General features: G+C 35.3%; 22 protein-coding genes. 2 read left to right on the forward strand and 20 right to left on the reverse strand.

The features are described from left to right. Window positions 1–39 precede the first annotated feature (39 nt). The 9 genes from P9X27_03270 to P9X27_03310 all read right to left on the reverse strand — a co-directional run bounded on the left by P9X27_03270 (window position 40) and on the right by P9X27_03310 (window position 11,742). The gene (locus P9X27_03270) at window positions 40–1,458 is read right to left on the reverse strand and encodes a glycosyltransferase family 39 protein (protein ID MDP8253401.1); all 1,419 of its coding nucleotides are present in this window, start codon (window positions 1,456–1,458) and stop codon (window positions 40–42) included. Next, window positions 1,458–2,957 carry a glycosyltransferase family 39 protein gene (locus P9X27_03275; GenBank protein ID MDP8253402.1) on the reverse strand — a complete coding sequence of 500 codons (1,500 nt, stop codon included), beginning with the start codon at window positions 2,955–2,957 and terminating at the stop codon, window positions 1,458–1,460. The genes P9X27_03270 and P9X27_03275 overlap by 1 nt, the downstream gene beginning before the upstream one ends. Then, window positions 2,950–4,092: a glycosyltransferase family 4 protein gene (locus P9X27_03280; GenBank protein ID MDP8253403.1), complete on the reverse strand. Its 1,143-nt coding sequence runs from the start codon at window positions 4,090–4,092 to the stop codon at window positions 2,950–2,952. The genes P9X27_03275 and P9X27_03280 overlap by 8 nt, the downstream gene beginning before the upstream one ends. A 6-nt stretch (window positions 4,093–4,098) precedes the next feature. Then, complete coding sequence (locus tag P9X27_03285; protein MDP8253404.1) at window positions 4,099–5,583, reverse strand: radical SAM protein; 1,485 nt, start codon at window positions 5,581–5,583, stop codon at window positions 4,099–4,101. A gap of 13 nt (window positions 5,584–5,596) precedes the next feature. Further along, a complete protein-coding gene (locus P9X27_03290; GenBank protein ID MDP8253405.1) occupies window positions 5,597–7,519 on the reverse strand; it encodes a tetratricopeptide repeat protein in 1,923 nt (640 codons plus the stop codon). After that, complete coding sequence (locus tag P9X27_03295) at window positions 7,506–8,963, reverse strand: tetratricopeptide repeat protein (protein MDP8253406.1); 1,458 nt, start codon at window positions 8,961–8,963, stop codon at window positions 7,506–7,508. Before P9X27_03295 ends, P9X27_03290 begins: the two co-directional genes overlap by 14 nt. Continuing rightward, complete coding sequence (locus P9X27_03300) at window positions 8,950–10,443, reverse strand: tetratricopeptide repeat protein (protein ID MDP8253407.1); 1,494 nt, start codon at window positions 10,441–10,443, stop codon at window positions 8,950–8,952. The genes P9X27_03295 and P9X27_03300 overlap by 14 nt, the downstream gene beginning before the upstream one ends. 40 nt (window positions 10,444–10,483) lie before the next feature. Beyond that, on the reverse strand, window positions 10,484–11,344 hold the full coding sequence (locus P9X27_03305; GenBank protein MDP8253408.1) for a glycosyltransferase family 2 protein: 861 nt from the start codon (window positions 11,342–11,344) through the stop codon (window positions 10,484–10,486). Window positions 11,345–11,409: 65 nt separating this feature from the next. Then, window positions 11,410–11,742, reverse strand: coding sequence for a type II secretion system protein (locus tag P9X27_03310; GenBank protein MDP8253409.1), 333 nt, complete (start codon window positions 11,740–11,742; stop codon window positions 11,410–11,412). 405 nt (window positions 11,743–12,147) lie between these two features. Between P9X27_03310 and P9X27_03315 the strand changes: the two genes are divergently transcribed. Further along, entirely contained in the window at window positions 12,148–13,752 is a 1,605-nt protein-coding gene (locus P9X27_03315; protein MDP8253410.1) for a hypothetical protein, read from the forward strand. Here the strand turns inward: P9X27_03315 and P9X27_03320 are convergent. From P9X27_03320 to P9X27_03370, 11 genes are read right to left on the reverse strand one after another with little or no spacing between them, the layout of a single operon-like run. After that, window positions 13,730–14,404, reverse strand: a complete 675-nt coding sequence (locus P9X27_03320) for a glycosyltransferase family 2 protein (GenBank protein ID MDP8253411.1) — start codon at window positions 14,402–14,404, stop codon at window positions 13,730–13,732. The genes P9X27_03315 and P9X27_03320 overlap by 23 nt on opposite strands. Before the next feature lie 21 nt (window positions 14,405–14,425). After that, window positions 14,426–15,088, reverse strand: a complete 663-nt coding sequence (locus P9X27_03325) for a PilZ domain-containing protein (protein MDP8253412.1) — start codon at window positions 15,086–15,088, stop codon at window positions 14,426–14,428. Beyond that, window positions 15,088–16,314 (reverse strand): type II secretion system F family protein, encoded by a 1,227-nt coding sequence (locus tag P9X27_03330; protein MDP8253413.1) that lies wholly within the window; start codon window positions 16,312–16,314, stop codon window positions 15,088–15,090. Before P9X27_03330 ends, P9X27_03325 begins: the two co-directional genes overlap by 1 nt. 7 nt (window positions 16,315–16,321) lie before the next feature. Continuing rightward, window positions 16,322–18,115: a GspE/PulE family protein gene (locus P9X27_03335; protein MDP8253414.1), complete on the reverse strand. Its 1,794-nt coding sequence runs from the start codon at window positions 18,113–18,115 to the stop codon at window positions 16,322–16,324. 3 nt (window positions 18,116–18,118) lie between these two features. Then, window positions 18,119–18,496 carry a hypothetical protein gene (locus tag P9X27_03340; GenBank protein MDP8253415.1) on the reverse strand — a complete coding sequence of 126 codons (378 nt, stop codon included), beginning with the start codon at window positions 18,494–18,496 and terminating at the stop codon, window positions 18,119–18,121. Further along, the gene (locus P9X27_03345; GenBank protein ID MDP8253416.1) at window positions 18,493–20,025 is read right to left on the reverse strand and encodes a hypothetical protein; all 1,533 of its coding nucleotides are present in this window, start codon (window positions 20,023–20,025) and stop codon (window positions 18,493–18,495) included. The genes P9X27_03340 and P9X27_03345 overlap by 4 nt, the downstream gene beginning before the upstream one ends. A gap of 4 nt (window positions 20,026–20,029) precedes the next feature. Beyond that, the gene (locus tag P9X27_03350) at window positions 20,030–21,439 is read right to left on the reverse strand and encodes a secretin N-terminal domain-containing protein (GenBank protein ID MDP8253417.1); all 1,410 of its coding nucleotides are present in this window, start codon (window positions 21,437–21,439) and stop codon (window positions 20,030–20,032) included. A gap of 1 nt (window position 21,440) precedes the next feature. Further along, window positions 21,441–21,857: a hypothetical protein gene (locus P9X27_03355; protein ID MDP8253418.1), complete on the reverse strand. Its 417-nt coding sequence runs from the start codon at window positions 21,855–21,857 to the stop codon at window positions 21,441–21,443. Continuing rightward, complete coding sequence (locus tag P9X27_03360) at window positions 21,854–22,462, reverse strand: hypothetical protein (GenBank protein ID MDP8253419.1); 609 nt, start codon at window positions 22,460–22,462, stop codon at window positions 21,854–21,856. Before P9X27_03360 ends, P9X27_03355 begins: the two co-directional genes overlap by 4 nt. Continuing rightward, window positions 22,447–24,141: a hypothetical protein gene (locus P9X27_03365; GenBank protein ID MDP8253420.1), complete on the reverse strand. Its 1,695-nt coding sequence runs from the start codon at window positions 24,139–24,141 to the stop codon at window positions 22,447–22,449. The genes P9X27_03360 and P9X27_03365 overlap by 16 nt, the downstream gene beginning before the upstream one ends. Window positions 24,142–24,153: 12 nt before the next feature. Then, window positions 24,154–24,768: a class II aldolase/adducin family protein gene (locus tag P9X27_03370; GenBank protein MDP8253421.1), complete on the reverse strand. Its 615-nt coding sequence runs from the start codon at window positions 24,766–24,768 to the stop codon at window positions 24,154–24,156. 153 nt (window positions 24,769–24,921) lie between these two features. Between P9X27_03370 and P9X27_03375 the strand changes: the two genes are divergently transcribed. Then, the gene (locus P9X27_03375; protein ID MDP8253422.1) at window positions 24,922–26,523 is read left to right on the forward strand and encodes a SurA N-terminal domain-containing protein; all 1,602 of its coding nucleotides are present in this window, start codon (window positions 24,922–24,924) and stop codon (window positions 26,521–26,523) included. The last annotated feature ends 1 nt before the right edge of the window (window position 26,524 follow it).

A 26,524-nucleotide genomic window follows, 5' to 3' on the forward strand; every position in this document is an offset into this window, starting at 1 on the left:
AAATAAAATTTATGAACCTAAAATACTCTTTTTTCAAAATTATAGCAAGGCTGACTTAAAATCCAAATAACTATAAAGATCTACATCTTTAAATGACGTTATATGCTCACTATTATTTAAAAAACTAGGCAAATTATGCTTATCCAATAAAGAACTTAAATCCTGATCTTTTTTTAAAACTACAAAAACTCTCTCTGTTGTTTTTAAATCTGCTCCCAGATAAGCCCAAGAGACATTATGACGGTGAAAATAATAGGCAAGGATAAAATCTGCAGGCATAAAACATACCACATTATCACCTTCTTTAAGTTGCTCTTTTAAAAATAGAACCGCATCTTCTGCCCCATTTAAAGCCCCTGTCTCTTCACTCTTAATAACAGCACCTTCATTAATAACCGCCAGAGAGAGAGATAGAGCAGCCAATACAATCAGGGCTCTAAACAATATTTTTTTAAAATCACATTTAAAAATATAGACTAAAGCGGAAGAGATAATTCCAAAATATAGTGGAATTAGAAACAGAAAGACCCTCTGAGGAGGAAACCTTCTGTTCAAAAGCAATATACTTATTATAGCTAAAACAGCAGGGGTTATAATAGAGATATATTTTTTTCTTAACTCTCCTGACCCTGCAATTGCCATAAATAATACTAGGGCCAACGCCAGCCTGCTCCAGCCTGGAAAATCCCTCATCCAGCTCAACCAAAGACTAGATAGATATTTAGGCAGCTCTTCTATGAAGTCAAAAGAGCATCCGGGTATAACAAATCTATTGGCAAAAATAGAGGCCAATCCAGATTTTAGAATAATCGGAAGATATAGTCCAAAACTTAATAACAACACTGCTGTCATTGAGATAATTAACATTTTAATTTTATTTTTTTTGAATTTATCTTGAATAACTCTAGTTAAAAACAAAAATAATCCTACTGCAATAGGATAAATCATAACTGGAATAGTATAGAGACCCAAGACTGAAGAGAGTATAAAATATAGCCAGCCATTTTTCTCTGCTTTAAATATAAGCTCTATAGAATAGAAAAAAATAACAGCCAATAACAGATAGAGGGTATAGCCTCTGGCGTTGGTAGAATACTCTATAAGAAGAGATGAGATTGCAAGAAATGCGGCAGAGATTAAACCAGACTCTTTATTGAATAGAGATGATATCAAGCAATAGCTCGCAGGAATTAATAGCAGGCCAAAGAGAAGGGAAGGCATGCGCATAACCCATTCAGAGTCTCCTAATAGAACATATAGAGGATGAGCAAAGAGATTATAGAGAAGATGGTTATTGGGCGCAATATAATGCGACAGAGAAAACGATAGCGGCTGAGAGAAAAAGAATAAAAATCCAAATGCTTCATCATAACGCATGGGCTGGAAGACGTAGTAGAGCCTCAATCCAAGAGCTATTAATATGAGAACAGCCAGATACCACTTCTCTCTTTTATCCATTAGTGCAGCACCTCAAAAACTCCGGATTCACCTTCTGTATAAATAAGATTTAATTTATCTTTAAACCGATATAGAAACGGCCCTAAATACATACGAGTCTGTGCTGAGAAATTATCTACTACTATGTAGCCTATCTCTTCTTCTACAACCCTATCCCAGATATCATTGGGATCTTTACTGTAAGGGAATATTAACGATTTATGCTCTGTAAGTAAAAAACTTACGGTCGGCTTACGCGATAATATTATTTTATCGTCTACGATATTATCATTAATCCAACCATGAAGAGATATAAACTCCTCTTCTGCTTTCGATATTTTAGTTAGATCTGGAATTATAAAAAAATTGCCAATTATATTTATCAATAAAACCACAGCCAATATAGAGTAGGTGTGTTTGATTTTAATAAAAATCAAAGCTCTAATTATACCTTTTATAAAATAGTAATAAAGAAAAGGAATGATCGGCATAAGAAACCTATGCGTCTCTCTATAAGGCCAAACAATTAAGATACTCATATAGATAATAAAGTAATAATTAAATACGGGTCTTTCTCTATCTTTAAAACTTAAATACAATCCAAATAGAACAAATAATGTTATAGGCAGTAATATAAACTTCAAAATAGAGTAATTCATTAAACCCATGAGAGGGATAATAACAACTGCTATATCTCGACGATATATGTTAACTCCTTCTATGATTCTTAAAATCAATGTACCCGGATCTGTAAATATGCTGCCCAAGAAAGGCCTGTAGGGGTCTATTAGCCAAAACTGTCCTGCAATATAGCTCCTGTTGATATCCAAACTCCAGGGGATAAATCTCCAGATAAGAAAAAATATAGAAAATAAAACCGAAAGACTTAACGCTGCCCTATAATCACGTTTTATCTTAATAAAAAATAGAATAACAGCTAAAAAAAGGCTAATACCTATATAGCGTGTAAAATAGCTGAGAATAATTAAAATAAAAGATAGTATCAAAACGCTATATCTCTTTTTATCGTAAGAGTTAAAGTACTTCAAAATTAATAAAAAACTTAAAAGAGATAAAAAAAGATACAATGCTTCAGTCAATATATGTTTGGTTATATAAACAAAGAAGAACAGATTCGAAGCCGTTAAAAGAGTAACCCACAACGAGCTTCTCCTATCTAAATAATTCCTCATTAGACAATAGATTAAAATAAGACTGACATACCCTAGAGCTGCAATAAAAATGTATATAGCCTGATAGTTAAGACCAAAGATAGCTATAATAAAAGAGAGCAAGGTCGAGAAAACCGGCGGATAGTGATCAAAGAACGGCTCACCAGGCAGATTTAAAGCACAATGCCCATAACCACTTGAAATACTTTTGGCAAGTATAAGATACTGGGCGCTATCTCCTCCTAATTCTAAGAATTCAGAGCTGATATTACTTAATGCAAAACACCAGAAAAAAGCACTGAGTAAAACTATTGCGTAGTAAGATTTTATTTTTTTAGATTTAAGCATTAGAACTATTTAATGATAAATCTACTATGGCAGATGCGATATCCTGCCAGCTGAAATTTTTGACCTTGCTTAACCCATTCTTAATTACTTTTTCCCGAAGGGCACTGTCATTTAAAACAAGCGTGATCTTATTTGCCAGGTCATCTGAGTCTCCGGGTTGAAAAAAAATTACTTCCCTATGGTCTTCTGCAATCTCTCTTAATCCTTTTAAAGAAGAGGCTATAACTGCAGTTGCTGAGGCCCAGTATTCATAAATCTTAAGAGTAGTAACTATCCTATTGGGCAGATAATCCTTTCTGGGAATAATTCCTATGCTGGCCTTTTTAAGGTATTGAATAACTTCAGAATGTTCTAAGATCCCGCTAAAAAAACAGTATTTTTTTAGCCCTAGCTCTTTAGCCAATCCTTTAATATATTTAAACTCACGCCCTCCGCCTATAAATAAAAATCTTACATCATTATCCTCCTGTATCACTTTAGCAGCTGCCTTCACTATTAAATCCACTCCATGTTGACGATCTATCGCTCCTAAATGGATAATATTCTTATTGGCCCCTATATCCTTCTCTTTATTAAAATCAGCAGCATCGACACCATCATAGATAACTTTTATTCTTTCTTGCGCTATGCTTCTTTTGATCAAAAGATCTTTCATTGCATGCGTTGCAACGATTATAGCCTCAGCATAAGAGATAATCCAATATTCATATCTAATTAGATAAGGACTTATAATACGTTCTAAGATATTCCTGCTTCCTATGGGCAGATACTCTGCATGTATATCGGTTATATCTAAGACAAACTTAAATGAAAAAAACATCTTTAAAAAAGGAATGGTCACTGCAGATATTGTATTGTGTATAAAAAATATATCTGCATCTTCTACGAGCCAGAGGAACTTTCTCATTAATCTTATATTGAATTTAATACTGCTTAAGATTTGAGAGCGCTGCTTTCTAGGCGGATGCAGCCATTCAACGCTCATATCTTCAATCTTAGATACAGCATCTGTCGGAGCAACTATAACCACATCGTGACCTCTCCTCTTAAACTCCCGAGCAACTCTCAGCGTTCTTATAGCACCTCCCCCTTTTAAGGGAGCTAAAGAGTCATGTGTTGAAACAATAATTTTCATAGAAATTCAATTATTTTTTAATTCATCAATTAAAACTACGTATAATTTTATTATAAACATTTTAATTCCCATACCTCGTAAAGTTCTAAAAAAGATATTCATATTCCTTAAAACTAAAAATGGAGAGAGCCATTTTTTAAGAAACCAGATTAGTATGGTCTTGCTTCTAAGCTTACTTAAATTAATGCCCTCTCTATAGACAGCCCCCTTGCCGTCATAGCTATTGAACTTTAAAGATTTATCCTCTTGAGCCATCACGTAAAACCTTGTCCCAGGATAAGGAACAGCTATGCTTATCTGTATAGAGTCTGCTTTAAGATTATGGATATAGGCTGCCGATACTCTTAAATCTTCTCTGCCTTCATTCAATAGCCCAAAAATGAAAGTGGCATGCGTCTTAATACCATATTTAGCACAGATATTTATCACTTTAATGACCCTCTTTAAATCTATAGGCTTCCCAATCTCCTTAACGATTTTTTCGCTGCCGCTCTCTACGCCAAATTTAATGCCTATACAACCGCCATCAGCCATAGTTTTAATCAATTCTTCATCAATATTTATAGCATCAGCCATGCAGCTCCATTTCAACTCTAATTTTCTGTTTTTAATCTCAGAGCATAAATCTAGAACAAACCTTCTGTCTATTGTAAAATCATCATCATCAAAATATATCTCTTTAGCCTTATATCTCCTCTTAATCATCTCCATCTCCTCTACTACTATCTGAGGAGAGAAAGTCCTATATTTGCCGCTATTGTACATGACCTGATTAAAGAGACAAAAATAACACCTATAAGGACAGCCCCTAGATGCCTGGAGCTGATAAGCAGGGTAATTTTGACAAAAACCATCCCAATAGATACCGGGATTTGGTTTCTCATTTAAAGGAAAGAGATCGCGCTCTGGATAAGGTAATCTATCTAAATCATCAATCAATATTGACTCTCCTGAATCAATAATCTCCCCTTCTTTGCTATAAATTATTCCACTTTTTATCTCTACATTATCCCTTAAATGTCTAGCTACATTTAAAAGAGAGAACTCATATTCACCTTTTAAGATAAAATCCACAGCCTGGTTATCCTCTATGATCCCCTTAGCAAAAACAGTAGCATAAGAGCCTCCTAAAGCTATACACATATCTCCATAGACACTCTTTATCTTATATGCAAAACGAATATCGTATTGTGAGGTAAGAATAGTAGGTTCATAGAAGACTAGATCTGGTTTTACTTTTTTTATGATATCAAGCAGATCTTCTTCGCCTATATCCGCGGCTACAGCATCAACTATATGGACTTTGAAACCATCTCTATTGAGCAAGGCAGCAGAATAACCCAGAAAAAAAGGAAATGGCAGATAGTGAGCAAGGGTGTTCTTCTTTTTAACTCCTGAATGGGGCCAGCGAGAACCAGATCTTATATAATACTTTTCATATTTAGAATCTATATCATATTTAACCAATGGATTTAAAAGTAATACTTTCATAGCATATCTTTTATTAAAAAACTTCTATTCCTTTGGGAATATCATAACCTAAATCTCTGGCTTTATTTATAAAAACAGCTGCCTTCATCCTATCACCGCAACCTAAATAATATAATCCCAAATTGTAATAAGACGCAGCAAATTCCGGGTCTATCTTTGACGCTCTTCTTAGATAAAATACAGCCTCTTTTAAGCCTCTCTGGGCTAAAATAGTCCCTAAATAAAAGCACCCCTCTTTATGAAAAGGGTAGACCAAGAGGAGTTTCTTATAATAATCTATAGCCTCATCGCTCTCACCTGTAAGCTCGCTTATTCTGCCAAGAAGAAAATAATACCCCGGGTAATCTAAGCCTAAACTATGAGATCTGTTTAAATAATCACGGGCTCTGCTTAGCTCTCCTTTCCTAAACAGATAATCTCCTCCATAAAATAAAAGTTTTGCATTATCTGGATATTCTTTTATCAGCTCTTCAAATCCAAAATCACCTGTTTTTAGATATATAATTTCAAGCAAACTGTAGACATCATTGGCGTAAGGAAACTCTTTTAAGGCTTTTACGGCAATCTCCTCTGCTTCTTCATATCGAGCTTCGTCAATTCTTATCTGAACTAAATTAAGAAGAGCTTTTACTTTAAGCTGAGGGTTTCTAGCATTTAATATTAATCGATCAAACCGCTCTTCTGCAGCAGAATATCTTTTTTCTGCTTTAAAATATGTTCCGATTTGAAAATCAGCAATCTCAGAATCCGGATAACGCTCCATAATATCGCAAGATGCAATAAGTTCATTTTTATAAAGCGGATTTCTTAAATATGTAACCAAGCCAAGCCCGATTAAAAATATAAGTAGAAGTGGGTTGAAAATATGTTTTCTGATCTTCACTCTACTTAGGAGTACATAGAGAACAAATATAATGCCTATCTGCGTTAAATAAAAATGGCGCTCTCTAGCTATTGATTCTAGTTGAATATAAAATCTCCAAAAATAAAAAGATACTCCCCATAGAATCCCAAACTTTATCCTGTTATTGGCTCTTACAAAGAGTATTAAAAAAATGACAAGTACAAAGGCCATAATCCAGCCTGCCGGATCAAAGTACGATAGAGCCTCTATGCTCTGGTGGTCAAAAGAAAATCCTGCCGGTACAAAGAAGAGTTTTATAAAGAGCAGCAGGGCTTTAAGTTGGGTTAAAATGTTTAACCCCCAGGTTCTAAACTGAATATCTACTACAGCTTCTGCAAAAACAGCCAGTTTCATTATTTTCCAATAGATAAAGATAGAGATTGAGATCAAAAGGTAAGGAGCCAAGCAAATAAACTTTTTTAATCCCCTTTTACCGAACAATAGAATATATGAGAATAGAATTGGAAGATACAAAACAAAATGCTCTTTGGTTAAAGCAGCAGCCAAATAAAATACAACGGAAAGATATAGTAGGTGTTTAGCTTTGGATAAACTGTACTTTAGAAAAAAATGAAAAGAAAGAAGTATAAAAAAGCTGAAAAGTAAAGTAGACCTTGCCATAATATGTACCACCGCATCAAGATTTATAGGATGGACCAAAAAAAAGATAGATAACAAGAGCGCTATTTTAGAATCAGGCTCTTTGAAGAAAAGACATAATATCCTGTACAGAAAAAACGCAGAGAGAGCATGAAGTAGAATATTAAAAATTCTATATCCTAAAGTATTATAATTCGAAAAGCTATAACTTAAATTATAACTAAGCATAAATAAAGGCCTGAATGCTCCTTTAACATCCTGAGATATATGGCCCAAAAAGTAGTAGGGAGTAAAAGAGGAGCTCCTTATTAGACAATTCTCTGCTATTAAATAATGATCGCTAAATATAAACCCATTATTCAGCGAGGTCGAATAAATACCAAGCCCTAAAATCAAAAAAAGCAAAAGAATGCACCATTTACTCTTCAACATCTCTAGAATAACTCTCCTCTAAAACTTTGAGTCTCTCTTTTGCTAAATCAAACCCCGGAACTATGTCCAAACTTTTATTATAATATCTGATGGCCTGATCCCTACCCCCTCTTTCTTCAGCAATCAAAGCAAGTCCATAGTAGGCTAAGTGAAGCTCAGGAAATACAGCAATAGATCTTTTGAACTTTTCTTCAGCATCTGGATATCTTCCTTCATTAAAATATATCATGCCTAAATTATAATGAGCCTTATAGTTGAATGGGGTATGCTCAATCTCATTCTTATAAAAATCCTCAGGAACAAGCCACTCTTTATTACGCTCTAGGGTTGAAAAGCTATAAAATATAAGCATGCCTGCTATAAGAATATAGCTAGCGTACCTATATACTGCTTTCCTATAAAAGAGATTATATATCAATGCTGCCATTAAAGTAAAGATCGCAGGCAGCCCTAGATAGAGCCAATGCTCAGCACAAGGAGCATTCAATGCAACTATCACTCCGGATATAAGTAAAAAATTCAAAAGATACCATATAGAGAAAAATACCATTCTCTTGCTCTTTCTAATTAAATAAAGTCCAAGACAAGAGATTAAAGAAAATAAAATTAAATATAGAATGAATGCAAAATCTTTAGGTGAATCTATATAATTAATGGCATAGGAGAGCCTGAGATTATGAGGAAAAAATATCATTTTTAGATATCTAAAAAACAGAGATGGTGCAGTTAAGAGTCTCTCACTTAGTGCAGGCTTAATGAAAGTAGCGGCTAAAGAGCCTGGCAGCCTCAGTAATAGATAAATAATAGCTGCAGCTAGATGGTAAATGAGATACCGCAAATAAGAGCGGTAAAAGATGACTACATAGATTGAGAGCAATAAGGGCACTATCAAAGCTATCTCTTTGGATAAGATTGCAGCTATAAAAGATAACAGGCTTAAAATAAGAACACTATTTTTATGATTATCTAAAAACTTGAAAAATAAGATTAGTGATATAAAAGAAAAAGCTCCCGCCAATAAATCAGCCCTGCCGGATATATAACTTACCGCATTAGTATTGATAGGATGAATTACAAACAGGAGCGCTGTTAAAAAAGCTTCTTTTCTTACTTTCACAAAAAATAAGCTTAATATATAAATCAGCAGAGAGTTTACTATATGTATTATGATATTTGTAAAATGATACCCCCAGGGATTAAAACCCCAGATTTTATAATCTAACATATAGGATATAATCTGCAGCGGCCTAGCTGGTAATCCCGTTGAGCCAAAATCAAAAACATCCTTAAAGACTTTTGGTATATATTGAAAAGAAGTTATGAGATAATTATTAACTACAAGATGGAAATCATCGTAGATAAACGGGGCATCTAAAACACTTAGATAAAGAACCAGGCCTAAAGCTATAATTATCGAGCTAGGAAATATATTAATTATCTTCACTATTAAGAGCCTCTAGAGAATCTAGGGTTTTTAAATTCAATAAAGCTAGTCTGCTATCATCATCTATAGCAATTAATAGCTTAAACCACTTTCTAGCTTCTGAATACTGCCCTAATCGCATAAATATAACACCTAGATTATTGTAGGTTTCGTCTAAAGAAGAATAGGTATAATAACCGCTAAAATCCTGCGCTGCCAAATGATAATAATAGATAGCTTGACCATAATCATTATTTATGAGATAGCTATAGCCAAGCATATTGTATGCTTCCTCACTTTTTAACGAAACGCTTAGAGCTCTCCTAAACAATATTTGATCATTTTTAAAATAGCTCTGATATTTAAAACCAACTATGGCGTAAAACAATACAGCTGCTACTAACAGACGTTTAAACTTTTTCAAAGCACCAAGATGCCCTAAGATAAATATTAATCCTACTCCTGGAAGGTAGAAAAATCTTTCCGCCCAAAAATGTAATCCAGGAAGAATATTGGATATAGGAGCATAAAAACATAGCAGCCAACCTAAGGAAAACATATACCGTTGATCTCTTTTTATTATAGATCTAAAAAAATAGAAAACCAAAATGGAGAGTATCAAAATACCCGAGAATACCTCTAAATTGAAGATAGAATCATATTTTGGAAAAGCATCGCTTAAAGAAAGATTGAGAGGTACAAAAAATTTAAAAATATACCTAAATAATCCTGCAAAAGAAGAGAGTAGAGCAACGGCTGGCTGAGACCGCATTAAAGGAACAGAGCTACCTATATAGCCTAATATTATTGATCTCCAAAATATATATCCAAAAGCAATTAATGTATAATAGGCAGAATAAAACCTTAATCGGGGTTTTACAATAGAGTAGATTACTACTAACAGAAAAAATGGCCATGCAATCTCTTTGCTTAGCAGGGCTAAAATATAGGCTATAATGGATAGTACTATAAATCCCTTGAACCTTTTTTCTAAAAATAAAAGCAAACTCAAAAGAGATGCCAAAATAAAAAATGTGACTAAAAGATCTGCCCTGGCGCTTATCAGCACAACAGCAGATAGATTGATGGGGAGAAGGCCCCAAAGAAGAGTCAACATTAGAGACAAGCCTTGAGATACCTTTAATCTTAACAAAATGAAATATAAAAAAACCAGATTAAAAATATGTATCCAAATCGACACTAAACGAAACCCGGACGGACTCTCTTTGAATAGAGAATAGTTAAAACTATGTACTATCTTAAAAATAGGCCGATAGTAGTTTCTTCTACCGCCATCTTTTAAGGTAGAGCTGAAGAATGCGTCTTTAAAATCTTCTTTATCTTCTAATATAGACTCTTTGGATTTAATTTGAAAATGATCTAGCCATAGAAAATCGTAACTTAAGGATTTAAAGAAGAATGCCGATGCTATAAAAATTAGCAATAGAACAGAGAGCGCCTTACTCTGTCTTTTAAATTTTGAAGATAACAATCTTAGCACGCTAATATTCTACCTAAGATCTTTTGAATATAAAAGAATACTATTCTCTATCTTTGACAAAAAGCTGGGCTATCTGCTCAGCTATAAGTGAGAGCAGAAATATGATAACCGAGGTAGAGAAAAGCAGCAGGCTCATATTGGTAAAACTATGCCAATTAATATAGGTGTAGATATAATATATCAATCCTGTAATAAAAAATATAAATGAGATCGGCAAGAACACCTTAAATGGAGAGTATATAGTAGCTATCTTTACAATGATAAGTATAAATTTAATTCCATCTTTTAAAATATTTATCTTGCTCGACCCTTGCTCTCTTTCTAACATCTCAACCTTTTGAAATTTTATACTCCTGCCTGTTTTAAGCAAAGCCAGAGTTAAAGTGGTTGGGTAAGAGAATCCGTTGGGTAGAAGATATAGAAACCGCTTACATAGATCCGCCCTGATAAGCCTAAAGCCTGAGGTTAAATCGACTATCTTTGTAGCTGTAACATAGCTTGCTAAGCTATTGAATATACGATTGGCAATATTTCTATGCCAAGAACCTCTATGTCCGACCCTTGAGCCAACAACCATATCATAGGAACCTAACCCTTTAAGCAGTTTAGTAATCTCTTTGGGAGGGTGCTGTGAGTCTGCATCCATCAATAATATCCAGTCCCCGCTTGAGGCTCTAATGCCACTCTTTACCGCAGCACCATTGCCTATATTATAAGGATGCCGAATCAATTTAATATAATCTAAGCCGTGCTCTAGCCAGTCTGATATCTTCTCTCTAGACCCATCATCAACTACTATAATCTCTTTCTCATAATCCAGCAATTCTTTATCAATATCTTTTAAAAGGCCAAGAAGGCCCTCTGATTCATTATAGGCTGGTATTACTACGGAGAGCTTCATTTAATAAAAAACGGCCTTAGGGAGACCAAGGTCTCCCTAAAAGCCGTAATAAATTTACATATTAATCAAGGAGTGTGGTCATGTTCTGTTACAACACCTGTAGCTGCAACATAAGTATAAGCATCCCCATTCGGACATAATGCTGTATCTCCAGAAGCAAAATAGTTATGCGCAAACGTAGATAAAGCTAAGGTTGTAGGAAATACCGCACTGCCAGCAATTGCTGTCTGTGCATAATAAGCAGCAAGTGCAGATCTTATGGTAGCAACAGTTCCATCACAAGCAGCCTCTCTTGCATTTGCCTGTAAATCGATGAACTTAGGAACCGCTATAGCTGCCAAAATAGATATAACAACTATTACCATTACCAATTCAATCAGTGTAAAACCACGTTTCATGCTAACACCTCCTTTAACTGACTTTCTATATTAAAACAAAATCTATTTTTCATGCTGAATTATTATATAATGTAATATTAACCATGTCTACAATAAATTTAACTAAATTTAGCTAAATAAATAATACAAATCTGCTAATATATTAACATAATATAAACAACTTTAGACATTAAAAAGATGGGTATACTCCAAATATTACTGACCTATATTTACCTGCTCTTCCTTTTAAACAATTTGGGCAGATATATCATTACTGCTGATATATCTAACAAATTATACTGCAAGATACCATTTGCTATCATACTTATAACTCTTATAACCACTCTGCTGGGATTTACAGGTCTGCTAAAAGCACAGTATATCTTGACCTCAATAATTATACTATCACTATTACTGCTTAGACCTATGATTAAAGACTGTAAGTCATGCTTATCAAAGCTCAACTATTTAAAAACTATTAGAGCTGAAATAATTCTACCTTTATTATTAATAGCATCTTATCTTTTCATAACACAGCTTAATGCCCTAACTCCTCCGGTCTCACGCGATGCATTAAACTATCACCTCTACTTACCAAAATTATACCTAGAAGATGGACAGATTATGACAATAGCAGAGAATATTTACAGCTACTTCCCTGCTTACTGGGGGCTATTCTATTCATTTTTGATATCTCTATCTAGCGATATCATGCCTAAATTAATGCACTCTCTGTTTCTTATAATGAGTATTTTTTTAATCATGGACTTTGTTAAGATCTTAAATAGAGAGGCCAAACCCATACATGGCATGATTGCAGGAATAATATTTCTCTCGGCTCCTACAATAACAAAGAATGCCGCATGGGCTTACCTCGACATAAGCTTCTCCTTCTATCTTCTGCTTGGAATCTACATGATAATACAATCCCGGCAATCTAGAAACAGAGCCTACCTCTACCTTGCTGCAATCTCTATTGGTTTTGCAACAGGAATGAAGTATCTAGGTCTAATCTGGATTGCACTATCAGGACTGCTAATAATTGAGATAGATGGAAGTATCTATAAGTCATTTAAATCCTGTCTCAGGTTTGCTCTAGTTGCCACTCTCATTGCTTCTCCTTTCTATATTAGAAACTATATTCAAACAGGCAACCCCTTCTTCCCGTTTTTATCAAACATATTTGGATATCAAAACATCGAGGCAGAAAAATTCGAATTAATTATGGCTTATTTTAAAAGCTACGGAGAAGGCATTTATTTTAAAGACTTTCTACTTCTACCCTATAGATTGCTATTTGAATCTGAATTTGGAATCCCAAGTAAATTTGATGGAAAAATAAGCTTGCTCTTCATAGCAAGTATCGCTGCAATTATTAAAATAAGAAAGACCATCCCATACAAAAGCCTGCTATACATGCCGCTAATATACTTACTGCTTTGGTTCTTACTCAGCCAGCAAATAAGATTCTTAATACCGCTGCTTGCAATCCTATCCATTATAACCGGCTTCTATTTGAGTCTTCTAAAATTAAAATATTTAAACTATGTACTCATATTTGCAGGATTACTATATCTCTATTACCCCTTGAAAGACTGCTATAAAATTAAACCTTATAATTTTATTTTGGGCAGAGAATCAAAATCTGAATTTATGACGCACCATATAAGGGCCTACCCTATAATAGAATATATAAATAATAGTCTCCCTCAAAAAGCCAAGATAATGCTCCTAGAGATGGGACCAATAGCCTATCTCCTAGAAAGAGAGCTTTATCAAGAGAGCATCTTTGAAGAATATTCCTTCAGAAAAAGGCTAAAAAGTTCAAGAACCAGTATAAACCTGTTTTTCAAAGAGAATAATATTGACTTCATATTAATAGACGAACAATTTATGAAAACATATACAGCTCCTCTTATGGAAAAAAAAGAGTTATACACATTAGGGGAGGTCTACTTTAAAGATCTAGCTCTTCAATATCGCTGGAATAATTTCGCATTATATAAGATTAATATTGAAAACGGTACTTGAAAAGAACAGAGATAGATCTTAGCCCGTCTTTATAGGATATCTTCTTACCCTCTCCATAACTTCTAAATCTATAACTTATAGGATGTTGGCAAAACTTAAACTTACTCCTTAAAACCTTAGCTGTAATCTCTGCTTCTACTTCAAACCTGTCTGATTTTAATTCTAAACTTAACCAGTTTTTGCGATACATTAACTTATAGCAAGTTTCCATATCTTTTACCCAGCTAAAATAAAGCAGGCTGCTAAAGATACTTAAGCATCTATTCCCCATCCTATGCCAAATAGGAGTCTCATAATCAAAACAGAATCTATCCCCATAAATAACCTCTACGTCTCTATCTTTTAAAATATTGAAAAGCGTGATCATATCATCTGGATTATATTCTAAATCTGCATCCTGAATAGCAACAATATCGCCAGAGGCGACTTTTAAACCTTCTCTTATAGCATTGCCTTTACCCTTATTTGTACTTAAAGAGATCTGTTTTATCTTTGAATTATTAGCCGTCTCATTTAATCTCTGCTTAGTATTATCTGTTGAACCATCATTAACCACTATTATCTCTTTATCAACATTAAGGCTTAGGAGTTTGTTTAAAACATCTATTATTGTATTTTCCTCGTTATAGACAGGAACAATTATTGATAACATTTTAAAACCCCCGGCATTGACTTATTCCAACAGAGAGAACCCTTGTTTTAAAGCAAGCTTACCTCTATCTCTATCGCTTATACTTGTAAAGACCATACCATATTCATGGCCATCATCTACGCTCTTCGCCCATACAATTTTAGCTTCACCGGTCAAAGGCCAACTCTCCTGAGGCAGATAAAGCCTGAAATAACACTCATCGCCTTTATCAAAAGAGTCTTGGGAGAAAACTTTCATACCTGTTGTGCTTAAATCTTTAGTTAATCCTTTAATGGTAAACTCTTTGTCTGTCAATCTACGCATCTCAAGATCAAAACACATGCCAGTCCTTAAGGCCAGCCTATCACCTTCTATATTTTTTCCGACAGCAGTCTTACCTTTAGCTGCCTTAGAAATAAAATATAAATAAGGTATACACACTATGGTCGCCGGGTATATTAAAAAAATACTACTCTTCAATATTGAAAAAACTATGGAATAAACAAAGAACGAGCCGACAATAACACTTAAAATATCAACCAGCTTAAAATTGACTAGTTCAGGTTTCTTGTAAAAAATAAGAGCTGTCAGCAAAAAAGTAGCCAATATCAAAGAGAGGCAGATATTCACTGCAGCTGAAAGTTTAAAAGCCAATATAAACAACAACACCGCCCCGGATAGAATACATATTTTTATCTCTTTCATTATGTTTTAAATAATTGGGTCATATTCCACATAGGCAAGAACACTCCCATAGCTAAGATTAACACACCGACAGCAAGAAAAGCAGTAAGTACTGGTTCTATTGTGACAGTTAGAGCATCTATCTTGCTTTTTAATTCCATATGATAATAAGAGCTCAAAGATTCTAACACTATATCCATAGCTCCTGTCTGCTCTCCTACTCCAATCATATTGCCGACCAATTTAGGAAAAGCTTTGCTCTCTTTCATCAAAACAGAGAGAGCCTGGCCTTCTGATACCCCCTTCCCAAAACCTTCAATCTGATTTTGCAAAAAATCATTACCTAAAGTCTTAGAAACAATTTCGAGGGCTTTTAAAATCGGTATGCCTACACTATTTAAGGCGTTAAAAATAAAGCAGAATCTAAGCAGGCTTACTTTAAGAAATATCTCCCCGAATATAGGAATTCTTAGTTTTATCTTACCCCAGAGAAAACTGCCGCGACTTGTCTTTCTCCAATAATTAAATCCTATAACACTTGCCAATGTAAACACTACTAAAAAGACAATATTATTTATCAAGAATCCGCTAGTTCCTAAAAGTATTCTCGTAGGTAAGGGCAGCTCCACATCAAACTGGCCATAAACTCTTGCAAATCTGGGTATTACAAATAAAGATATGCAGAATATAGCAGATATTATTCCCGTAAAAACAAGGACCGGATAACGCAAAGCATTCTTTACCTCTACAGATATATTGTAATCCCTCTCCATCGTCTTAGCAAGATTACTTAATATTTCATCCAGCGTACCTGCAACCTCGCCTGAGGCAATCATCTCGGTGTAAATCTTAGGAAAGACATCGGAGAAGCTTGCCATGGCTTTAGACAATGGTACTCCCTGTTCAACTTTAACAATGACTTCAGAAAGAACCGCTTGAAAAAATTTATCTTGAGTCTCTTCAACTAAAAACCTTAACGCATTCACAATAGGAATCCCGGCTTTAATAGTAGTAGAAAACTGCAGAGTGAAGGCTATTAAGTCCCTCTTGTTTACACGGTTCTTAAAAATAGAGAACCTGTTATCTCTTTTAACCGAAGTAGTAGCAGCTTCGACTTTATCAAAACTTATTGGAAGCAAGTCTCTCTCTTTAAAAAACTGCATCAATTCGCTCTCGCCTGTAACGGTTACTTTACCCTTAACCGCTTCTCCGTTCTTATTTCTTGCAAGATAATTATAAATAGCCATTTTAAAATTATTCTCTTTTGGTCTTTTTTTCTTTTTTAGCAATCCACTCTTTCATATCTTTATTATAATTCTCTACATCCTCGATTGCTATTTTGCTCTCTCTCTTAGCTCCTGCCTTTACTTTAACATCTTCGTCTAAATTGATATCCTTCTTAGGTTTAATTTCGACCACCTCTTCGCATACTCTAGAGACTTCATCTAAAGTAATAGCGCCTCGCAATGCTTTTGTTATACCATCTTCAAACAATGATTTCATTCCTTTAGATTGGGCCTTGCTGCGTAACGCTACAACCGATGCGCCAGAAATGATCATCTCTTTTAATTCGTCATCTAAAAGCAAGACCTCAAAAAGACCGACTCTCCCTTGATAGCCTGTGCCTTTACAGTAATCGCAGCCCTCTCCCTTATAGAGGGAGATCTTCTTGTTATAGCTGCGCAAATTAAAGCGCTCAATAATCGACTCAGAGGCTTTATAGCTAACCTTACATTGGGGGCAGATCTGTCTTGCTAATCTCTGAGCCATAACCGCAATAAGGCTAGCAGAGATAAGATAAGGCTCTACTCCCATATTTTGCAATCTTGTAACAGCAGAAGGAGCATCATTTGTATGCAGCGTAGAGAACACAAGATGTCCGGTTAAAGCTGCTTGTATAGCTATGGTTGCCGCATCCATATCCCTAATCTCTCCAATCATTATAATATCAGGGTCATGCCGCAAAATAGAACGCAGACCGCTTGTAAAATTCAACCCTGCCCTAGAATTGACCTGCACCTGTCTTATTAGAGGAAGCCTATACTCTACAGGATCCTCAACTGTTACAATATGCTTATCTATAGTATTAAGCTCCATAAGGGCTGAATAGAGTGTTGTTGTTTTCCCACTTCCAGTGGGACCTGTAGTAAGAATCATGCCGTAAGGTTGTGCTATTGCCTTTCTAAACAGTCTCAGGGAATCACCGTCAAAGCCAAGCTTCTCCAGGCCTAAGAGTACATTGGCTGTATCGAGAATCCTCAAAACTACATTTTCTCCGTTGATCGTCGGCAAGGTTGAAACCCTGACGTCAATCTCCTTAGCATCTACATCGACTTTAAAGTGGCCGTCTTGAGGCAATCTAGACTCTGCTATGTCCATATTAGCCATGACTTTTATGCGAGATATCATAGCCATCTCAAACGATTTGGGCGGAGATGGAACTTCTTGTAATACGCCATCAATCCTAAATCTTATTCTGAGCTTATCCGCCTCAGGTTCAATATGGATATCAGAAGTTCTGTCTCTAACAGCCTGAGCTATGACAAGATTGATGATCTGAATAACAGAATCTCCCATATCATCGCCTATCTCTCCAATCTTCTGAACTATCTTCTCTGCGCTAGATACTGATCTATAGACTTTATCAATACCGCTATTCATCTCAGACCCAGATAATAAAACAGGTCTTACATTGAATCCTGTAAAATTACGGATTTCGGTCATAGCCGCTTGGGCTATAGGAAATAGTGTGCCTACAAAAAACCAATCGTTAATTTTAAATAGAGGTAATACATTGTTTTTACGGGCAAAATCCTCTGGCAGCATATATGTTGTATCTTTGCCAAAATCAATATAATCTAGCTCTAGATAGGGGATCTTATAAAAAAGAGATAGCTCTTTAAAGACTACCTTTTCGTTCTCCGAGTTCATCTCAATGAGAATTTCTAAGATATCTTTATTCTTTTGAACAGATAAAGATTTAGCCTTCTCTATCTGCCTTTGATCTATCAACCCCTTCTCAAGTAATATAGGAATAATCTCTTGCATCTCTTAAATAAATTTTTTTATCTCTTCAAATATATAATCTATGTTGTATATTTTGAATAAGACTTTATCAATATCTTCGTCTTTCGCAATCTCCTGAGCCTTATTATCCAAAGTATCTGTTATAAGTATTGCCTTCATATCTTTAAACCTTTTGTCTTTCTTAAGAAACTTAAAAATCAGATGACCATCCCAGTCCCATTGAGGAAATATCATCTCCAATACCACAACCTTAGGCTGTCTTGACTGTATTTTACAAAATGCATCAAAAGCTTCATTCACAACAGAGACCTCCTTAGCCGTAGAGTCCTTCTGTATTTTATCTGAAAGAAGATTTAAAAATTGTAAATCTCCGCCACCGAGCAGGACATATTCATCATTCATCGCGATATCTCCTTAAGTATATTCTCTACATCCTTTCTATCTTTCGATTTAGGCTTAAGCTTTAAATATCGAGTAAAATAATACCTGGCTTTATCGTAATCATAGATATAATATCTATATATCAAACCGATATTATACACTGTATCAGCATCGTCTGAAATTATTCCATGGCTTTTCAAAAATTCATCTAAAGCCTCTTTAAAGCGGTTGTTCTTTAAGTAGTAGACCCCTAGATTGTAATGGGCAGCAGCTTCTTTCTCAAGGTATAACTCTTGCTCCCCCCCAGATGCATGCTCACGACTTTTTCTAAGCTGATATATCAAGCTGGTCAAAGCCACCTCTGGTTCTATCTTATCTATCTTCATACTACCTAAATCTACCACTGATTTCTCGTTTTTAATATCGCCCCTATCGGATTTATCAAGAACATCGCCTAAGACGCTTATCTTATGCTGCAATTGAGTATTCACATCTGAAACATCTCCTAAGACTGCGCTGAGACTCTTGTAATTGGTTTTAAAATCTTTAAGCTCTATTTTAAGCTTCTCATTCTCGTTGTTTAGACTTAAAGCCTCCTCCCTCTGTCTCTGAAACTGATCTTGAATCTCTATTAACTTGTCTTCTAAATCCCGGATTGTATTAACCTTCTCTGCAATCCTGCTCTCTTTATCAATAAGTATTTTGAGGATCCCTTCTCTCTCTTTAGCTAAACTATCGACGCTGTCCCGTAATTCTAAAACCTCTTCTGCTCTCAATCCAGTCTTGACTTTAGCCTCCTCTAGAAGAGTCTTCGCAGCCCCTATATCCTTCTCTCTTTTATGTAGTATTTTTTTTAACTCAGAAATAGTAAGTCTTAGAATCTGAACCTCCCGGACCAAAACATCTTTATCTTCTTCAATATTGCTCAATCTATGTTTTAAACTTAAGTTTTCGGCATTTAATTTTTTTATTTTGTCTTCTATGCTTTTAAATTTCTTAACTTCCCGAGAAAGATCTTCTTTCTCAGCAGTTAGAATTTTATAATCTTTCTCTATGTTCTGTAGTTGAAGTTTAAAATTTTCATTCTCTTGCCCAAGAAAATCTAAATCTTTTTCCTTTTTCAGCAGAAGATCAATCTCTTTATCAAACCTCTTTATCTTCAGTTGAAGCTCTTTCTTCTCCTTAGCTAGATTATCAACACTCTGATCTAAAGAACTTATCTTCTTTCTAAGGCGAGGATACGCATTATCGAGTTCTAACTGCACATCTATAAGGCTTCTCTCTAAAGACTTACGCTCTACTTTTAGAGAGAGCACTTCCTCTCTAAGGGTTTTTATCTTAGTCGCCATGCTCTTTCTCTCTGAAATTTCTTCATTAATCTGTCCCATTTTAAGCAGCAGCCCTTCATTGATACCTCTAACCTTTTTCTCTAAAAAAACAATCTGGACTCTCTGTTGAATAAAAATATAAACAAAAATCAAGAAGATAACAGATAGCATTACTGAGGCACTGCGGATAGATAGAACTTTTATATCTTTTTTTTCAACCACAATATTATTCCAGCTCTTTCTCTGGCTTGAAAAGTTTTTTGATTTCAACCAGTTGTTCTTGGCGTTCTATTTTGCTACGCACAATACTGGCTGTAACAAATATTAAAAGATCTGTTGTCTCTAACTCCTTACGTTTATGCCTAAAGATAAGGCCCAGGAGCGGTATATCTCCTAAAAACGGCACCTTATCCACCGTATCTACTTCTCTCTGTTTTATTAAACCTCCGATAACTACTGTCTCTCCATCTGCAAGCTGAACCTGAGTAGTAGCTTCTCTCGTATCAATATAAGGGCGTTCATTATTCGGCCCCACATAGACCCCTGAGAAATCACTTACTATAGGATGGAGGGTCAGTTTTATCCTGTTATTTGGAGATATATGGGGGGTCACCACTAAAGATATCCCAACATCCTCTTCTTCATAACCAGAGATCTCATAGGTACCGGTCTCACTGTTAAAAGTATAGACAGGGATTGGAACCTTTGTTCCGACTAATATCTTTGCTTCTTCATTATTTAGCGTAACAATCCTAGGATGAGACAATATCTTGCTATCTACATCCTGCTGTATAGCTTGAAATACTGCCTGGAACTCGCTAAAGTTCAAAGTCCCAAATGTAAAATCATCTGCCCCTGCATAAGGAAATCCGCTAGAATTTGGAAAAGTACCCTCGTCCGCTATGCCAGCAGTTGTAGTTTCGCCGGTACTATTTTTAGGATAGAGCTTACCTCCATGATCATTGCTGAAGGGAAAAGTAGCAGGCCTGCTAGCTCCAGAAGCTGTAGCCTTCATATTCCACTTTATGCCCAACTGAGTATCGTCATCCACGCTGGTCTCAACAATCTTAGCCTCTATTAAAACCTGTGGAGTCTCTTTGTCTAACTCTTTTACCAGCTTTGCAACTGTTTCAATTATATTAGAAACATCGGTTACAATAAGCGCATTAGATCTTTTATCAACTTCTATCGAACCTGCGGCTGTAAGAACTTTTGCAAGGCTAGCCTTCATATCTTCGGCAGTAGCATTATTCAAAACAAAGACCTTCGTAAAAGGTGCCTCTCTTTCAATTTCACTCATAGTGGTAACTTTTATAACTGAACCTTTCTTTGTGTAAGCATATCCGCTTGCTGTAACTATTGCATCTATTGCTTCTGGGACAGTGATGTTGGAAAACTTAACGCTGATTCTACCTATAACTTTATCCGAAACAACTATATTAAGAGCAAACTGTTCTGCCAACATTCTAAGTATATCTCTTACCTCCGCATCTTTAATCTCTAGAGCCTGAATAACCCCTTCCGATGCTTTAAAATTTAGATCATCTGCAGGCGCTTTAAAGCCTGGATCCTCTGCAAAGGAAGAGAGATTTAACATAACTATTGTAAGCATTATTGCAATTATTATCCTTTTCATCTCAATCTCCTTTTTTCAGTTTAATAACTAAATCTTTTGCACCTTCAGTTATTATAATATATTCATCAAATATCTTTTTAATCCTGTAAGCTCCAACAACATCATTCTCGCGGTAAGTCTCACCTGCTATCATAACCCGGCTCTCACTCTGAGATATTAGTATTGCTTCAATCGCAATCTCCCCTGAAAAACCGGCCTCTCTAAGTAGGGTGAAGGGGTTTCTCAACCATTCTTTAGGCCTCTTATTGAAGCGCATCTCGTCTGCGCTGGGAAGAAGGATTACCTCTGCTTGATTATCAAGCCGTTCTTTAAGATCGCCGACATCTGGAACCACTAACACAGGGGTGCCTATAAAATATATACCTATAATAAACCCGCATGCAAGAAATATAGTTAAACTGATTAATTTTTTTCTCATCTCTCTTGATTAAGTATAAAATCTATTCTCATATCAATTCTTATGTTCCAATCATCTATTTTGGTTATGTCTAAATCGTAAATTCCAGATTTAAAACTTTTACGCTCTAAATTCTCAAGAAACATCCCAAAATTCAAAAAGTCAGCTATACATTGTAATTGTAAACCATACCTTACTAAACCGTCCACAGGAGAAGCTGGAATGTCATATATGTATTTGAAATCCTCTATTCTGATTCCATACTCTTCCATCTCCATTATCACCTGATTTGCTAAAGTAAGAAATTCCCGCTCTTTCGAGAAACTAGCCTCAAGGATGCTCTTCCGCTTTCTTAGGAGCTCTATCTCCCGGTCTATATTAGGGTGCTTAGCGAGCAGAGCGTCAAAATCTTTTATTTCCCTGCTTATATGGTGTAATCTCTTTTGATAACTCCTCGCTTCTGAAATTTCAGAAAAGATAAATATTCGTAACATTAAATAGCCTAAAATAGAAGCAAAGAGTATAACAAGAAAGGCAATCTTCCTCTCTTTTACAAAGCGAATTAAATACCTTAAATCCGCTAATTTAGTTTTTTCAAAAAAATATTTTTTTAATTTAAATAACATTTCAACTCAAAATATAATTGATTTCTATAACCTTTATGTATAGTATCCAATATCTTAGCTTCTTTAAAGTAGACAGTCTCTTCTAACTTTTTGACAAAACTATTTAATACCGTGTTCAAAGATCCCCATTCAGCACTGATATTACCTTTTAACAATACAATCCGTTCGCTACCTTCTGCCCCTCCTTGAATCTTCTCCAAGATAATCTGATCCGAAATTACGCTACTTATCTGTTTTAAAATGCCTGCCCAATCAAAATAGTCTGTATACACTTGAGATATTTTTTCCTCTAAAGACTCGATATTATCATATAACTTATCAACCTCTTTTAACTTTTGAGAGAAAGGGCCTAGCTCTTTATATGCATTCTCAGCTCTAGTGGTTATTTTTTCTAAATAAAACATATTTAAGTTTAATCCTAGGTAAAAAAAGAGTAAAAAACCTGCTAACCCGGACAGATAGACATAGATTGTATTTTTGGCTTTATGTGTCTCTTTTATGATTCTATAGTAAGGCGAAGTAAGATTATACCGCTTGGAAGTCCTATTCAAAGCTGCAGGTATAAGACCCATCTCAGTTTTATAATTATCGGAAATATCCGCCCCTACTTCTATTTTATCGGTTACACTTAAAGGGTCCACGCAGACATAAGAGATAGCAAATCTGCTTTCTAAAAATTCCCCTAACCCCTTTACACTTGCTCCGCTACCTATGATACAGACTCCGGCAATCTTCTCTTTTTCAGAGAAAAAGCCAAGATATTCAGATATAAAGACTCCCAATTCTTGAGAGAAAGAATCAAGGGCTGGAGCAAGCAGCATTCTTAACTGTTGATAGGCAATGCTTAACGCTCCCTCATTTACTTCTGGATGGCCTGCTTTTTCTAAAATATTCAGTCTCCTATCACTTTTAACAACATAGTTACCTTCTTTTGGAGGATAACCAACGCTCTTTACTATTTCAGCCGCCTCTTCCACGCTTATCTCTATTGGTCCAGCATTGGTATAAACTGTCCGAATTAAAGATTTTTTTAAATCCTGGAGACCAAAACTTGAAACTTTATAGGAACTGATGACTCTATCCTTCATAAAAAAGAACTCGGTATAACTTTCTTCCAATCTCAATACCAAGATAGAACCCTCTCTTGGTATTAGCCCCAAGCCGCAAAAGATGTTTTCCAGCGATACAATAGAGGTCTCTACTCTCTCTACATCGATGCCTAGTTTGCTCAACATATCAACAACCCTATCTGAGATAGATCTCTTTACCCCGGTAATCATACCAACAACAACATTATCTTTCTCTAATTTAACAATATTATGATCGAGATAGCAATCGCTAGGCGTAATATGCATATCGCGTGTAAGCACGTGCATACAGTGACTAATTACTTCAGCTTTTGGAATCACGGGCAACACTTTAGCGCAAGCCAGAAGATAGTTAGGTGAGAATATAAGATGGACACCTCTTGCCTCCGGGACAGAAAACGCCTCTAAGCGTTCCTTAAAGAGGACCCAGAATAGATCATCCTCTTTAATGCCTTTGGTATAGAAAAAATCGAACTTCTTAACTTTAAGACTATCTTTGTTCTTTTCAAGAAGGGCTAGGCGGATATAGTTTGAACCTATTTCTATTAAATATTGCATCTCTACTTTAACTAAACTATTTAAAAAATTCATCCGCTTCCTATCTTAACATAGATTCTTAAGTAATCTCAAATAAATCAACTTCTGAGCTAATCTCTCTGCAGTCAAGGCATAGTTATAAGCAATCTCTAAATCTTCTGCTGCAGAGACAATACCATGTTTATTCAATATTAAAAAGTGGTATTTATCTATATTAGAAGCTACTATATTAGCCAACTCTTCTGAGCCTGGATTATAAAATGGAACTCTTTTGATTTTGCCTTTTAAAAGATAATTGAACTCTAGATCATCCGAATCTAAATCAATATCTAAATCATCTAAAAGAGATATGTAGATAGGGTGTAAATGCAGTATCGCTCCTAGAGAAGGATTTTTAAGGTAACTTAAACAGTGCATCTTCCACTCACTACTTATAAGAGTATGCTCTTTAAGCTCGCCGATCGAATCTTCCAGCGAGATGACCGAAAAATCAGACTCTAAGGCCACTTCTAAGTTGACCCCTCTATTTTTTATTATTATCTGACCATCTAATTTTAAACTGATATTTCCAAAAGAGGAATGGGTTAGCTGATTTCTAGAAATAAACTTTGAAAACAGCAATAATCTCTCTTTTGCTTTGACTACTTGAATATTGTTAGGCACCATATCTTTTCTCTCCATTTTATATCTCTTTGATATGATATTTTAACTTAAATCTAGCTAAAAAACATTAAAAACCAGCCTTAAAAATAGGTTGAACTCGTACTAAACAGTTTTAATTATTGCACAGAGATACTCTTTCCCATATAATCATAGGGAAAAAAGGAGTTAGCTATGCTGGATAAATTTAGAAAGAAAAAGAATATTAAGATCATCATGTTTTTTATTGCTATAATCATCGTCCCTGCATTTATGCTCTGGGGCGTGGGTAGCGTACTAAAATCTAAAGGTAAAGACTCTCTTGCAGGATTGGTATTTTCAAAAAAGATACCTAAAGATGATTTTGTCAAACAATACCATGCGGTCTACAACCAAGCCCAAATGCTCTATGGAGAGAACCTAAATAAAGTAAAAGATCTTTTGAATCTAGAGGGGCAGACCTGGCAGAGGATAATATTGCTAGAAGAAGCAAGGCGAAGAAAGATAAAGATATCCGATGCAGAGGTAATAGCAGCCATTCAAAGCTCCCCTATTTTTCAGAAGAATAACGCTTTTTCAAAAGATAGCTATGAAACAACGCTCAAATACTATCTAGGACTTAGGCCTCAACAGTATGAAGCACAGACACGAGATAACCTTAAAATAAAAACATTAATAGAGCAGGTAACCGAAGGAGTCGAAGCCACAGAGATAGAAGCCTGGGAAAAATTTAAGTCAGAAAAAAGTTCATTTAAATTAAGCTACATTCTTATAAAACCTACAGAGTTCTTAGCAGATATAACCCATACGGAAGAGGAGCTCGGTGCTTTTTACGGCGAAAACAGGGAGCGGTTTAAAAAAGAGGAGCAAGTAAACCTGGAATGTCTGGGCATATTATTCAAAGACCTCGCAACTGAAGCAACAGTTCTAGAGGAAGAGATAGACAACTATTTCAAAGAGCATGAAGCAGAATTAGAAGAGATGCAAAGTAAAGAAGAGTCCCGTCTAAGCGATGAAGATTTAAGAGCAAAGATATCCGATTACCTTATTCAAATAAATGCTCGTGATAAAGCTCAAGAATTAATCTGGCAAATAGAGAATGATATCGCATCTGAAACAAGTCTCTCTCAAATTGCAGAGAAATCCAACCTCTCTTTTAATGAAACCGGGTTCTTCTCTCCTTGGGACCCTATCCCCGAAATCGGCTGGGCCTACAAGATTACAGAGCAGGCATTCTCCTTAAATCCGGGTGAAATCAGCAGTGCTATGGAGACAAAAAACGGTTTCTATATCATAAAATTAATAGAGAAAAGAGCGTCTTATATTCCTGAATTTGACGAAGCCAAAGAGAGCGTATTAAAAGAGTATATAGCCTCTAAATCTAACGAGTTGGCAAAAAAAGAGGCTGAAGAATTATTGTCCTCAATAATTCTAGCCTTGGATAACGAAGAAGATATTCAAACAATATTAGCTGCTAATGCCTTAGAATTCATCGAAACAGATTTTATAACCTCAGCCAGTTATATAAAAGGCATAGGCAATGCTTCCGATATTTTGACTGCTCTTGATAATAGCCAAAACAAGGGCTTTAATCCAAAAGTTATAACTTCTCAGGCAGGATATATTGTTCTTAGAATCGATGATATTAAAGAAGTGGTTGAGGAAGAATTCAAAGAGCAGAAAGATAAATTACAAGAAGAGCTGTTAACAGAGAAGAAAAATGCAGCGCTAAACGATTGGTTTAATCAAATTAGAGAAGATGCTAATCTTGAAGTATACTTTACTTTACCTAAATAAA

The organism is Candidatus Kaelpia aquatica, from assembly GCA_030765335.1.
Classification (GTDB): domain Bacteria; phylum Omnitrophota; class Gorgyraeia; order Kaelpiales; family Kaelpiaceae; genus Kaelpia; species Kaelpia aquatica.

Bases quoted from the DNA above. Each gene is read 5' to 3' on its own strand.
- P9X27_03320 (MDP8253411.1), bottom strand. From the start codon at position 14,404: ATGTTATCAATAATTGTTCCTGTCTATAACGAGGAAAATACAATAATA.
- P9X27_03335 (MDP8253414.1), bottom strand. From the start codon at position 18,115: ATGCAAGAGATTATTCCTATATTACTTGAGAAGGGGTTGATAGATCAA.
- P9X27_03330 (MDP8253413.1), bottom strand. From the start codon at position 16,314: ATGGCTATTTATAATTATCTTGCAAGAAATAAGAACGGAGAAGCGGTT.
- P9X27_03285 (MDP8253404.1), bottom strand. From the start codon at position 5,583: ATGAAAGTATTACTTTTAAATCCATTGGTTAAATATGATATAGATTCT.
- P9X27_03280 (MDP8253403.1), bottom strand. From the start codon at position 4,092: ATGAAAATTATTGTTTCAACACATGACTCTTTAGCTCCCTTAAAAGGG.
- P9X27_03355 (MDP8253418.1), bottom strand. From the start codon at position 21,857: ATGAGAAAAAAATTAATCAGTTTAACTATATTTCTTGCATGCGGGTTT.
- P9X27_03350 (MDP8253417.1), bottom strand. From the start codon at position 21,439: ATGAAAAGGATAATAATTGCAATAATGCTTACAATAGTTATGTTAAAT.
- P9X27_03270 (MDP8253401.1), bottom strand. From the start codon at position 1,458: ATGGATAAAAGAGAGAAGTGGTATCTGGCTGTTCTCATATTAATAGCT.
- P9X27_03275 (MDP8253402.1), bottom strand. From the start codon at position 2,957: ATGCTTAAATCTAAAAAAATAAAATCTTACTACGCAATAGTTTTACTC.
- P9X27_03310 (MDP8253409.1), bottom strand. From the start codon at position 11,742: ATGAAACGTGGTTTTACACTGATTGAATTGGTAATGGTAATAGTTGTT.
- P9X27_03340 (MDP8253415.1), bottom strand. From the start codon at position 18,496: ATGAATGATGAATATGTCCTGCTCGGTGGCGGAGATTTACAATTTTTA.
- P9X27_03325 (MDP8253412.1), bottom strand. From the start codon at position 15,088: ATGAAAGAGATAAAAATATGTATTCTATCCGGGGCGGTGTTGTTGTTT.
- P9X27_03360 (MDP8253419.1), bottom strand. From the start codon at position 22,462: ATGTTATTTAAATTAAAAAAATATTTTTTTGAAAAAACTAAATTAGCG.
- P9X27_03315 (MDP8253410.1), top strand. From the start codon at position 12,148: ATGATTAAAGACTGTAAGTCATGCTTATCAAAGCTCAACTATTTAAAA.
- P9X27_03375 (MDP8253422.1), top strand. From the start codon at position 24,922: ATGCTGGATAAATTTAGAAAGAAAAAGAATATTAAGATCATCATGTTT.
- P9X27_03305 (MDP8253408.1), bottom strand. From the start codon at position 11,344: ATGAAGCTCTCCGTAGTAATACCAGCCTATAATGAATCAGAGGGCCTT.
- P9X27_03365 (MDP8253420.1), bottom strand. From the start codon at position 24,141: ATGAATTTTTTAAATAGTTTAGTTAAAGTAGAGATGCAATATTTAATA.
- P9X27_03370 (MDP8253421.1), bottom strand. From the start codon at position 24,768: ATGGAGAGAAAAGATATGGTGCCTAACAATATTCAAGTAGTCAAAGCA.
- P9X27_03290 (MDP8253405.1), bottom strand. From the start codon at position 7,519: ATGTTGAAGAGTAAATGGTGCATTCTTTTGCTTTTTTTGATTTTAGGG.